Origin of the sequence: Streptomyces sp. NPDC048269 (genome assembly GCF_040652395.1) — a bacterium.
In the GTDB taxonomy this organism is placed as follows: domain Bacteria; phylum Actinomycetota; class Actinomycetes; order Streptomycetales; family Streptomycetaceae; genus Streptomyces.
In genome coordinates, this window is record NZ_JBEZLW010000003.1 from 265,323 (window position 1) to 277,148 (window position 11,826).

Consider the following 11,826-nt stretch of genomic DNA (forward strand, 5'->3'; position numbering starts at 1 on the left):
AATCCTTGTCAATATTGATTGAATCAACATATGTAGGCTTGCGTGCATGAACGAAGAGCGACGGCTCACCACCCGGCAGGCCGCCGAACTGCTCGGGGTGAAGCCCGCGACCGTGTACGCCTACGTGAGCCGGGGGCAGCTCACGAGCCGGCGGGACCCGGTCGGGCGCGGCAGCAGTTTCGATGCGCGCGAGGTGGAGGAACTGGCCCGGCGCAGCCGGCGCGAGGCCGCGGCCCCGGCCGGGGAGCTCGCCGTACGGACCGCCCTCACCCTCATCGAGCCGGACCGCTACTACTTCCGCGGGGTGGACGCCGTGGAATTGGCCTCGCGGTACGCCTTCGAGGAGGTCGCGGAGTGGCTCTGGACGGGAACGCTTCCGCCCGGACGCCGGTTCACCGCTCCCCCGGAGCCGCTCGCCGCGGCCCGGCGGGCGGTGGCCGCTCTGCCGGAACACAGCGGGCCCGTGGACCGGCTGCGTGTGGCGGTCGCCGCCGCCGCGGTGGCGGATCCGCTGCGCTTCGACCTGTCCGAGAAGGCGGTGCTCGGCTCCGCGCGCTGCCTGATCCCCACGCTGGTCGGTGCCCTGCCCGTGCTGGGGCCCGCGCCATGGGCCGGCGACGGCCGGACGGCCCGGCAGTTGTGGGCGCGGCTGACCGAGCGGGAGCCGGACCCGGACGCGCTGGCCGTGCTGGACCTGGCGCTGGGGCTCCTGGTCGACCACGATCTGGCCGCCTCCACGCTGGCGGTACGGGTGGCCGCGTCGGCGCGGGCACATCCGTACGCCGCGGTGTCGGCCGGACTCGGCGCCCTGGAGGGGCCGCTGCACGGCGCGGCCGGGCGGCTCGCGCACCGGATGCTGGTGGAGGTCCTGGAGCGGGGCGGAGCCGCCCCGGTGGTGGCGGAGTACCTGCGGGCGGGGCGCCGGGTGCCGGGGCTCGGCCACCGGCTGTACCGGGGCGAGGACCCGCGCGCGGGGGCTCTGTTCGGACGGTTGGAGGACCTGGCTCAGGCCGGCCCCGCGCTGGCCGCGGCGCGCGAGGTGTCCGCCGTGATGGCCCGGCAGGGCGGACTGCACGCGAACGTGGACCTGGCGCTGGCGGTGCTGACGGTGTCATGCGGGATGGAGGCGGAGGCCGGCGAGACGGTCTTCGCGGTGGCGCGAACGGCAGGCTGGGTCGCGCACGCCCTGGAGGAGTACCAGGAGCGCCCGCTGCGGATGCGGCCGAGCGGGGAGTACCACGGGCCGCGCCCGCCACAGCCGATGCCGTGACGGGCAGGCCCGCACCCCTTGTGGCACGGTGCGCGGGCCATTCGCGTGCGCGATGGAGATTCCGCTTATGCCGGAGCCGACCTACCGTTGCTACTCATGCGGTTCCTCCTCATGAGCGCTCGGCGCCTCGGGCTGCCCAGACGCGCCGTCTCCCAGATCCTCCTGACCCAGCTGGCCATCGCCGGCGGGGTCGTCGCGCTGGCGACCGGGCTGTTCCTGGCCCCGCTGAGCGCGCAGCTCGACGACCAGGCCATGCGGCGCGCCCTGGCCATCGCGCAGAGCGCCGCGGCCGACCCCTCACTGGCCGCGGACCTCCTGGACTCCCGCGCTTCGGTGGACAGCCCCGTACAGTCCTCGGCCGAGCGCATCCGCCGGGCCACCGGCGCCGAGTACGTGGTCGTCATCGACCTGAACGGCATCCGGCGCTCGCACCCCAGCCCCGGACGGATCGGGCTGCCCGTCTCCACCGACCCCGGCGACGCCCTGGCCGGCCGCGAAGTCATGGAGATCGACGAGGGCACCCTGGGCCGCTCGGCCCGCGGCAAGGTCCCGCTCCTGGCCGCCGACGGCGAGATCGTCGGCGCGGTCTCGGTCGGCATCGCCTACGACAGCGTCCGCGACCGGCTGCTCGGCGCCATCCCCGGCCTCCTCGCCTACGCGGGCGGAGCCCTGGCCGTCGGCGCGCTCGCCGCTTACCTGCTGTCCCGCAGGATCCACCGCCAGACCCGCGACCTGGCCTTCTCCGACATCGCCGGGCTGCTCGCCGAACGGGAGGCGATGCTGCACTCCATCCGCGAAGGCGTGATCGCCCTCGACCGGGAGAGCCGGGTCCGGCTGGTCAACGACGAGGCCGCCCGGCTGCTCGGCCTCCCCCCGGACTCCGTCGGCTCCCTCGCCGGACGGCCGCTGGACGACGTGCTCGGCGCGGGCCGCACGACCGACGTCCTGTCGGGCCGCGTCACCGGCCGGGACCTGGTCACCGTCCAGGGCCCACGGGTCCTGGTCGCCAACCGGATGGCCACCGAGGACGGCGGCGCCGTCGCCACCCTGCGCGATCGCACCGAACTGGAGCACCTGGGCCGCGAGCTCGACTCCACCCGGGGGCTGATCGACGCCCTGCGCGCCCAGGACCACGAGCACGCCAACCGCCTCCACACCCTCCTCGGCCTGCTGGAGCTGGGCCTGCACGAGGAGGCGGTGGAGTTCGTGACCGAGGTCGTAGGGGTCCACCGCACCACCGCCGAACAGGTCACGGAGAAGGTCCACGACCCCCTGCTGGCGGCCCTCCTCGTGGGCAAGGCGACGGTGGCCGCGGAGCGCGGCGTCCCCCTGCGGCTGGCGGCGACCACCCTCCTGCCCGACCGCGTCGTGGACCCGGGCGGCCTCGTCACCATCCTCGGCAACCTGGTGGACAACGCCCTGGACGCAGCTGCCGGTTCTACAGCACCCCTGGTCGAGGTGGAGCTGCGCGCCGAAGGCCGCACGGCCGTGCTCCTCGTGCGCGACAGCGGCCCCGGGATCCCTGTCGCGCGCCGCGAGGATATCTTCACGGAGGGCTGGTCGACCAAGCAGCCCAAGGCCCACCGTGAGCGCGGGCTCGGCCTCGCCCTCGTACGCCGCCTCGCGGAGCGGCAGGGCGGCAGCGCCCGGGCCGGCGAGACAGCGGTCGGAGGGGCGGAGTTCTCCGTCGTACTCCCGGAGGCCCTGCGATGAACGAGACCCCGATCCACGTATTGGTCGTCGACGACGACGTGCGTGTTGCCCGGATCAACGCGGCGTACGTGGCGAAGGTTCCCGGTTTCCGGGTGGCCGCGCAGGCCCATTCGGCGGCCGAGGCCCTCGACTTCCTCAGCGTCCACCCGGTGGACCTGATCCTCCTCGACCACTACCTCCCGGACGAGAACGGCCTCGACCTGGTGCGCCGCCTGCGCCAGCTCGGCCACCGTACCGACGTGATCATGGTCACGGCCGCGCGCGACCTGGCCACGGTGCAATCCGCCATGCGCCTCGGCGCCCTCCAGTACCTGGTCAAGCCCTTCACCTTCGCCGGCCTGCGCACGAAGCTGGAGGCGTACGGGACGCTGCGCCGCACCCTGGAGACCGGCGGCGAGGCCGAACAGGCCGAGGTGGACCGGATCTTCGGCGCGCTCGCCGCAGCCGGATCGACGAACGACCTCCCCAAGGGGCACTCCCCCACCACCGCGGAACTGGTCCGCCAGGTCCTGCGCTCCGCCGACGGGCCACTGTCCACCCAGCAGATCGCCGACCGCGCGGGCATCAGCCGCCAGACGGCTCAGCGCTACCTGAAGCTCCTCGAACGCTCCGCCCGCGTCAGCCTGGCCCTGCGCTACGGCGAGACCGGGCGCCCCGAGCACCGCTACACCTGGCTCCCGTCGGACGGATCCTGAGCCAGCTGGTGCCGAGGCAGCCGGTCCTGAGCAAGCCGGTTCCGAGCCGGCTCAGACCGCTCCCGCGCCGGTCAGCGAGCGCACCTCGGTCTCCGCGTGCTTGCGCTCGTCGGCCTCCTCACGGGAGGTGACGGTGCCCAGCCAGCCCGCCAGGAAGCCCAGCGGAATCGAGATGATGCCCGGGTTCTGCAGCGGGAAGTACTGGAAGTCCACGCCCGGGAAGAGCGATTCGGGACTCCCGGAGAGCACAGGCGAGAGCGAGACCAGCAGCACCGCCGGGATCAGGCCGCCGTACACGGCCCAGACGGCTCCCCGCGTGGTGAAGCCGCGCCAGAACAGCGAGTACAGCAGCACCGGCAGGTTGGCCGAGGCGGCCACCGCGAAGGCCAGGCCCACCAGGAAGGCCACGTTGAGGTTCTGGGCGAGCAGCCCGAGGGCGATCGCCACCGCCCCGATGCCGACGGCCGCGAGCCGGGCCACGGCCACCTCGCTTCGCTGCCTGGCGTGGCGCCGCTTCAGGGAGGCGTACAGGTCGTGCGCGACGGAAGCCGACGAGGCCAGGGTGATCCCGGCGACCACCGCGAGGATCGTGGCGAAGGCGATGGCCGCCACGAACGCGAACAGCACCGCGCCGCCCGTGGAGTCGGCGCCGCCGCCGAGGAAGGCCGCGAGCAGCGGAACGGCCGTGTTCCCGGAGGCGTTGGAGGCCCGCACCTCGTCCGGGCCCACCAGTGCGGCCGCCCCGAAGCCGAGCACGATGGTCATCAGGTAGAAGCCGCCGATCAGCGCGATCGCCCACACCACCGAACGGCGCGCAGCCCGCGCGGTGGGCACGGTGTAGAAGCGCGACAGGATGTGCGGCAGTCCCGCAGTGCCGAGGACCAGCGCGAGACCGAGGCTCATGAAGTCGAAGCGGGCGGTCCAGTCCCCGCCGTACTTGAGGCCGGGGCTCAGGAACTTGAGCCCGTGGCCGCTGCGGTCGGCAGCGCTGGTGAGCAGCTGGTCGAAGTTCCCGTGGAAGCGCAGCAGCACGAGCACCGTCAGGGTGATCGCCCCGCCCATGAGCAGCACGGCTTTCACGATCTGGATCCAGGTCGTGGCCCGCATCCCGCCGAAGGACACGTAGACCACCATGAGGGCGCCGACGCCGACCACGGTGAGCGTCCGGGCGGCTGCGCTCGAACTGCCGAGCAGCAGGGCGACCAGACTGCCCGCGCCGACCATCTGCGCGACCAGGTAGAGCACCGAGACGACCACCGAGGAGGTGCCCGCCGCGATGCGTACCGGCCGCTCGCTCATCCGGGCGGCGACCACGTCGGCGAGGGTGAAGCGCCCGCAGTTGCGGACCAGTTCGGCGACCAGGAACAGCACCACCAGCCAGGCGACGAGGAACCCCACCGAGTACAGCAGGCCGTCGTAACCGAAGAGGGCGATCAGCCCGGAGATGCCGAGGAAGGAGGCGGCGGACATGTAGTCGCCCGCGATGGCGAAACCGTTCTCCAGCGGGGAGAACAGCCGTCCGCCCGCGTAGAACTCCTCCGCCGACCCGTGCCGGTTCCGGCTGACCCAGGTGGTGATGCCCAGGGTCACCGCGATGAAGACGCTGAACAGGATCAGCGCGAGGGTCTGGTGCTCGGTGGTCACCGGCCGGCCTCCTTCGCCCGGTTCCGTACCTGGTCGCGCTCCTGCTCGAAGACGGTCCAGCGCAGGTCGAGCGCGGCCCGGTCCCGGCGCAGCCGCGCGTGCCGGGCGTAGGCCCAGGTCAGCAGGAAGGTGCTGAGGAACTGCGCGAGCCCCGCCAGCATGGCCACGTTGACCACACCCGCCACGGGCCGGGCCATGAGGCCGGGCGCCGCGGTGGCGGTGACCACGTACGCGACGTACCAGAGGAAGAAGCCGGCGGTCGCGGGGACGACGAACCTGCGGTAGCGGCTGCGGACCTCCTGGAAGGCGGCGCTGCGCTGCACTTCGAGGTAGATGTCCGATGCGCTGGGCGCGGGGCGGCCGCCGGAAGCCGGGTCCGGTGGGGACGATTCCTCACCCTCGCCCCAGCCGACGGCCAGCGCGTCGTACCAGGGGTCGTCCAGCCGGATCGTTCCGGCATCACGACCTTCGTGCTTGTCCACCGAACTCTCCTTGTCCGCCGCCGCATTGGCCGCGTGCCCACAAGGATGGGCTCAATGGTCGCTTTCCGGACTGATGTCCCGGTGCTCTTCACTCCTTCAGGTGAGGGAACGAAGAGCACCGGTGTGCCGTGGAACCGGACGGGCGGCCCGTCGGCTCAGGCGTCGATGCGCGAGCGGTCCAAGGTCGCGGCGGAGCTCGTGATGAACTCCTTGCGCGGAGCCACCTCGTTGCCCATGAGCAGGTCGAATACCTGCTCGGCCGAATCCAGGTCGCCGATGTTGATCCTGCGCAGGGTGCGGTGGCGCGGGTCCATGGTGGTCTCCGCCAGCTGGTCCGCGTCCATCTCACCGAGGCCCTTGTACCGCTGGATCGAGTCCTTGTAGCGGATGTTCTTGCGCTGGTACTCCAGCAGGGTCTGGCGCAGTTCGTTGTCCGAGTACGTGTAGACGTACTTGTCCTGGCCCTTCTTCGGCTGGACCAGCTCGATCCGGTGCAGCGGCGGCACGGCCGCGAAGACCCTGCCCGCCTCGACCATCGGGCGCATGTACCGCTGGAAGAGCGTCAGCAGCAGGCAGCGGATGTGCGCGCCGTCCACGTCGGCGTCGACGAGCAGGACGATCTTGCCGTACCGGGCCGCGTCGAGGTCGAAGGTCCGGCCCGAGCCGGCTCCTATGACCTGGATGATCGCCCCGCACTCGGCGTTCTTGAGCATGTCCGAGACGGAGGACTTCTGGACGTTGAGGATCTTGCCGCGGATCGGCAGCAGTGCCTGGAATTCGGAGTTCCGGGCGAGCTTCGCCGTACCGAGGGCCGAGTCGCCCTCGACGATGAAGAGCTCGCTGCGCTCCACGTCGTCGCTGCGGCAATCGGCCAGCTTCGCGGGCAGCGAGGAGGTCTCCAGCGCGGTCTTGCGGCGCTGCGCCTCCTTGTGCTGGCGGGCCGCGATACGGGTCCGGGCAGCCGCGACGATCTTCTCCATCACGGCGCGGGCCTGCTGCTTGTCGTCGCGCTTGGTGGAGGTGAGGAAGGCCTTGAGCTCCTTGGCCACCACGGCGGCGACGATCCGGGTGGCGGCCGAGGTGCCGAGCACCTCCTTGGTCTGGCCCTCGAACTGCGGCTCGGCGAGGCGGACGGTGACGACGGCCGTCATGCCCTCCATCGCGTCGTCCTTGACCACGTCGTCCTCGGCCACGCGCAGCAGCTTCGCGGAGCGCAGGACCTCGTTGACGGTCTTGGCCACCGAGCGCTCGAAGCCGGAGACGTGGGTGCCGCCCTTGGGGGTGGCGATGATGTTCACGAAGGACTTGACGTTGGTCTCGTACCCCGTGCCCCAGCGCAGGGCGATGTCCACGCCGAGCTCGCGGGTGACCTCGGTGGGGGTCATGTGGCCGCGGTCGTCGAGGACCGGGACGGTCTCCTTGAAGGTGCCCGTGCCGGTCAGGCGCAGCACGTCGCAGACGGCCTTGTCCTGGGCGAGGTAGTCGCAGAACTCGCTGATGCCCCCGTCGAAGCGGAAGGTCTCCTCGGTCTTGCCGGCCCCGTCGATGCCCCGCTCGTCGCGGACGACGAGGGTCAGGCCGGGGACGAGGAAGGCGGTCTGGCGGGCGCGCTGGTAGAGCGTCTCCAGGCCAAGCCGCGCGTCCTTGAGGAAGATCTGGCGGTCGGCCCAGTAGCGGACCCGGGTACCGGTGCGGCCCTTGGGGACGCGCTTGACCTTGCGCAGGCCGTTGGCGGGGTCGAAGGGGCTGTCAGGGCCCTGCTCGGTGAACATCCCGGGGACGCCGCGGCGGAAGCTGATGGCGTGGGTGGAGCTGCCCCGGTCGACCTCGACGTCCAGACGGGCGGAGAGGGCGTTGACCACGGAGGCGCCGACGCCGTGCAGGCCGCCGGAGGCCGCGTACGAGCCGCCGCCGAACTTTCCGCCGGCATGCAGCTTGGTCATGACGACTTCGACGCCGGACAGGCCGGTCTTGGGCTCGACGTCCACGGGGATGCCGCGGCCGTTGTCGCGGACCTCCACGGAGGAGTCCTCGTGGAGGATCACCTCGATGTGGTCGCAGTAGCCGCCCAGGGCCTCGTCGACGGAATTGTCGATGATCTCCCAGAGGCAGTGCATGAGGCCTCGGCTGTCGGTCGAGCCGATATACATGCCGGGGCGCTTGCGGACGGCCTCCAGCCCTTCGAGGACGAGCAGGTGCCGCGCGGTGTAGTTGGAACCGTCCCGGTCTGCTCCGGACAGCAGCGCGCTGGAAGGCACGGACGTGTCGGCGGTCACGCAGTTCGCTCCTCGCTGAATTTCTTTTCTGGCCCGGTCGGGCGCAGGGGTGGCTCGGTTGCCGGTCGAAGGGTACCGAGGCCAGGTAGAGCCGATGCAACGCCACCCTCGCGCGTTCCTCACCCTAGTCCAGATCCGCACGGATGTTCGATCCCTCGTGGGGGTGAAGGAAACATCACGTTCCCTTCCAGGCATGAACCATTTAGGGTTCGGGCACGTCCTCATGAACACCCTGGCACTCCCGCCGGGGGAGGATGGAACTGCAACAAGCGAACGACTGACAACGCGAAACCGTAAAGCAACGCAATACGGCTCCTTCGCCGCCAACCGGCAACAGCCGGCCAGCTTCGGAAGGAAGTTTCGAGGAAAAGCCGCGAGCGGGAACGTTTTCGGCCTGGTTGGATGTTGACCCTGGTACGACAGCTCGTCGAGCTAGAGAAGAGGCGACGTGACTACTGTTCTGACACCCGCGACCCCGCTGACGGCCGCTGACCGATGCGACCGTTGCGGCGCCCAGGCATATCTGCGCGTCGTCCTGCTGAGCGGCGGTGAACTGCTCTTCTGCGCCCACCACGGTCGCAAGTTCGAGCCGGAACTCAAGAAGATCGCCGCGGAAATACAGGATGAGACCGAGCGGCTCACGTCCGCTCCGGCTGCCAATGCCGCCGAACCCGAGGACCGCTGACACAAGGCCTACACCTCGCATCCGACGAGCCAGGACCGGCCAGGCCGGTCGACGGGCGGCACCCCTGCGACCCAGGGGTGCCGCCCGTCCTCATGTCCGGCGCCAGGCTGCCGTAACGGCGGCTATTGCGTGCGATGCCCCTGCGCGGGCTCTCCATCCGCCCCGTAGGCCCTCCGGGCGCTCGGGGTGACGTCCTGGACCCTTTCGGGCTGCGCGGGCTTCTCCGGGCCTGTCACGAAGTCGGCGAGCGGTGCGATCCGCGTGTACACCCCCGGGCTGTCGGCGCGCCCGCAGCCGCGCCCCCACGACACCAGGCCGATGAGCCGCCCCTGCGCGACCAGCGGGCCTCCGCTGTCGCCCTGGCAGGCGTCCTTGCCGCCCCCGTCGTCGCCCGCGCACACCATGGAATCCGCCCGGTACTGCCCGTCTGCGTCCCCGGGGTACGCCTGCCCGCAGACCTCGTCCGGCAGCACGGTCACCGGCGCGGCGCGCAGCGCGTACGCGTAGTCACCGAATCCGCTGGTGTCGCCCCAGCCGTACACGGCCGCCTCGGTCCCCGCCGCGTAGGCGGGATGCCCCGCTCCGGCCATGGGGAGCACGTAGTGCGCCGGCACGGCTTCGGCGAGTTCCAGGACGGCGAGGTCCCCGGCGTTGCTGCCCGGGTCGTAGTCCGGATTCACCCGGGCCGAGAGGACCGCGATCTCCCGGCCGTCGGACGCCCGCAGCTCCGTGCGCCCGGCGACCACCCGGAAGTCCTCGACAGACTCGACCGGGCCGCCGAGCACCTCGCGCCCCAGGCAGTGGGCCGCGGTCAGCACCTTCGCCGGCGCCACGATGACGCCCCCGCAGAACTGCCCGCCCCTCGTACCCCCGAACCGGTCACGGCTGGCGAGGGCCACGACCCAGGGACTGTCGGCCACATTCACCGGCTTCCCCCCGATCACCACGCTGTCCGCGGCCGCCTGCGGCGCCTGGGCCAGCGGGGCCACGGCCGCTCCCGCCGCCAGGGTCAGCGCTCCCGCCAGAGCATGGGCAAAGGGACGACGCATGAGGCCTCCTGACTCCGAGTGTGCATGACTCCACCCAGAGTGGGATGCCTGGTGGCCGTGCGCACCCGCGCGGCCACCTCCCGTCGGCGACGCGGCCGCATCGCGGCCGGACCCGCCGCCCGTCAGTCGAGGTAGTCGCGCAGCACCTGGGAGCGGGACGGGTGGCGCAGCTTCGACATCGTCTTCGACTCGATCTGGCGGATCCGCTCACGCGTGACCCCGTAGACCTTGCCGATCTCGTCCAGCGTCTTGGGCTGGCCGTCCGTGAGACCGAAGCGCATCGAGACCACGCCGGCCTCGCGCTCGCTCAGGGTGTCGAGCACCGAGTGCAGCTGCTCCTGCAGGAGCGTGAAGCTCACGGCGTCGGCCGGGACGACGGCCTCGGAGTCCTCGATGAGGTCACCGAACTCGCTGTCGCCGTCCTCGCCGAGCGGGGTGTGCAGGGAGATCGGCTCGCGGCCGTACTTCTGGACCTCGATGACCTTCTCGGGGGTCATGTCGAGTTCCTTGGCCAGCTCCTCCGGGGTGGGCTCGCGGCCCAGGTCCTGGAGCATCTGGCGCTGCACGCGGGCGAGCTTGTTGATGACCTCGACCATGTGCACGGGGATGCGGATGGTGCGGGCCTGGTCGGCCATGGCGCGGGTGATCGCCTGCCGGATCCACCAGGTCGCGTACGTGGAGAACTTGTAGCCCTTGGTGTAGTCGAACTTCTCCACGGCGCGGATCAGACCCAGGTTGCCCTCCTGGATCAGGTCCAGGAAGAGCATGCCTCGGCCGGTGTAGCGCTTGGCGAGGGAGACCACGAGGCGGAGGTTGGCCTCCAGCAGGTGGTTCTTCGCGCGGCGGCCGTCCTCGGCGATGATCTCCAGCTCGCGCTTGAGCTTGGGCGCCAGCTTGTCGGAGTTCGCCAGCTTGTCCTCGGCGAACAGGCCGGCCTCGATGCGCTTGGCGAGCTCGACCTCCTGCTCGGCGTTGAGGAGGGGGACCTTGCCGATCTGCTTGAGGTAGTCCTTGACCGGGTCGGCGGTGGCGCCGGCGACGACCACCTGCTGGGCGGGGGCGTCGTCCTCGTCGTCGGAGATGACGAAGCCCTTGTTCTCCCCGCCCTCCTCCTCTTCGTCGGCCTCGGCCTTGGCGGCGTCAGGACCCTCCTCGGGGGTCTCCTCGTCACCTGCAGCGTCGGCGTCCTTCTTGGAGGCGGTCTTCTTCGCCGCCGTCTTCTTGGCGGCGGCCTTCTTGGCGGGCGCGGCCTTCTTGGCCGCCGTCTTCTTCGCCGCCGTCTTCTTGGCGGCGGGCTCCGTTCCGGGCTCCTGCGCGAGGGCGTCCGCGATCTCCGGGTCCGCCGTCCCGGTCGCGGGGGACGCCGTCTCCGCGGTGGCTGCGGGCTGCGCTGCCGTCGCCTTCGCCGCCGTCTTCTTGGCTACGGCCTCGGTGGCCGTCCGCTTGGCCGGGCTCTTCGCTGCGACGCTCTTGCGGGTGGTGCGCTTGGGCGACTCCGCGGCACTGACCATCAGCGTCACACCCTCTTCCTCGAGGATCTGGTTGAGGCTGCGCAGAACATTCTTCCACTGGGTCGCAGGAATCTGGTCAGCCTCGAAGGCCCGACGCACGTCATCGCCGGCGATCTGCCCCTCGGCCTTGCCCCGCTCGATGAGCGCCATCACAGACTCGGAATCGGCGATCTCCGGCGGGAGCGTACGGGATGTGCTGGCCGACACGAACAACCTCTCGGAACGATGGAAACGGCTTCCGACCCCGGGCCTGGTGGTGCTGGACCGGAGCCGACGACCACCGACTGGGGATGGGCCGGCGGCGCGGGCAGGGGCCGGGGAGCTGCACAGCACCCGCAAGGGCTGCTGTCTTCCCTCCGTCGGCCATCACCTCTTAGGTCATCGCGTGACCTCGCGGAGCGTTACGCCCAATCTTCGTGGCCCGAGTCACACCCCGGATACGCCAATGCCGGTCATAGGGTCATACGCGCGGTTCCGGCGCGGCCGGAACAGGGCGCCGCA

9 protein-coding genes are annotated in these 11,826 nt (G+C 71.1%); 4 read left to right on the forward strand and 5 right to left on the reverse strand.

All coding sequences use genetic code 11. From position 1 onward, the window contains the following. Positions 1-46: 46 nt before the first annotated feature. The 3 genes from AB0D48_RS05235 to AB0D48_RS05245 all read left to right on the forward strand — a co-directional run bounded on the left by AB0D48_RS05235 (position 47) and on the right by AB0D48_RS05245 (position 3,678). Positions 47-1,270, forward strand: a complete 1,224-nt coding sequence (locus tag AB0D48_RS05235; protein ID WP_362390939.1) for a citrate synthase — start codon at positions 47-49, stop codon at positions 1,268-1,270. A 111-nt stretch (positions 1,271-1,381) separates the two neighbouring features. Next, positions 1,382-2,983 carry a sensor histidine kinase gene (locus AB0D48_RS05240; protein ID WP_362390941.1) on the forward strand — a complete coding sequence of 534 codons (1,602 nt, stop codon included), beginning with the start codon at positions 1,382-1,384 and terminating at the stop codon, positions 2,981-2,983. Next, positions 2,980-3,678, forward strand: a complete 699-nt coding sequence (locus AB0D48_RS05245; protein ID WP_362390944.1) for a response regulator — start codon at positions 2,980-2,982, stop codon at positions 3,676-3,678. Before AB0D48_RS05240 ends, AB0D48_RS05245 begins: the two co-directional genes overlap by 4 nt. A gap of 51 nt (positions 3,679-3,729) precedes the next feature. Here the strand turns inward: AB0D48_RS05245 and AB0D48_RS05250 are convergent, their stop codons facing one another. The 3 genes from AB0D48_RS05250 to AB0D48_RS05260 all read right to left on the reverse strand — a co-directional run bounded on the left by AB0D48_RS05250 (position 3,730) and on the right by AB0D48_RS05260 (position 8,080). Continuing rightward, complete coding sequence (locus AB0D48_RS05250) at positions 3,730-5,322, reverse strand: cation acetate symporter (protein ID WP_362390946.1); 1,593 nt, start codon at positions 5,320-5,322, stop codon at positions 3,730-3,732. Beyond that, positions 5,319-5,804 (reverse strand): DUF485 domain-containing protein, encoded by a 486-nt coding sequence (locus tag AB0D48_RS05255; RefSeq protein ID WP_362390948.1) that lies wholly within the window; start codon positions 5,802-5,804, stop codon positions 5,319-5,321. The genes AB0D48_RS05250 and AB0D48_RS05255 overlap by 4 nt, the downstream gene beginning before the upstream one ends. Before the next feature lie 155 nt (positions 5,805-5,959). Beyond that, positions 5,960-8,080 carry a DNA topoisomerase IV subunit B gene (locus AB0D48_RS05260; protein ID WP_362390950.1) on the reverse strand — a complete coding sequence of 707 codons (2,121 nt, stop codon included), beginning with the start codon at positions 8,078-8,080 and terminating at the stop codon, positions 5,960-5,962. A 448-nt stretch (positions 8,081-8,528) separates the two neighbouring features. Between AB0D48_RS05260 and AB0D48_RS05265 the strand changes: the two genes are divergently transcribed. After that, positions 8,529-8,765, forward strand: coding sequence for a hypothetical protein (locus AB0D48_RS05265; protein ID WP_215019552.1), 237 nt, complete (start codon positions 8,529-8,531; stop codon positions 8,763-8,765). Positions 8,766-8,887: 122 nt separating this feature from the next. Here the strand turns inward: AB0D48_RS05265 and AB0D48_RS05270 are convergent, their stop codons facing one another. Both AB0D48_RS05270 and AB0D48_RS05275 read right to left on the reverse strand, forming a co-directional pair. Further along, complete coding sequence (locus AB0D48_RS05270; RefSeq protein WP_362390953.1) at positions 8,888-9,814, reverse strand: serine protease; 927 nt, start codon at positions 9,812-9,814, stop codon at positions 8,888-8,890. Between the two features lie 122 nt (positions 9,815-9,936). Continuing rightward, complete coding sequence (locus AB0D48_RS05275; protein ID WP_362390955.1) at positions 9,937-11,532, reverse strand: RNA polymerase sigma factor; 1,596 nt, start codon at positions 11,530-11,532, stop codon at positions 9,937-9,939. Positions 11,533-11,826 lie beyond the last annotated feature (294 nt).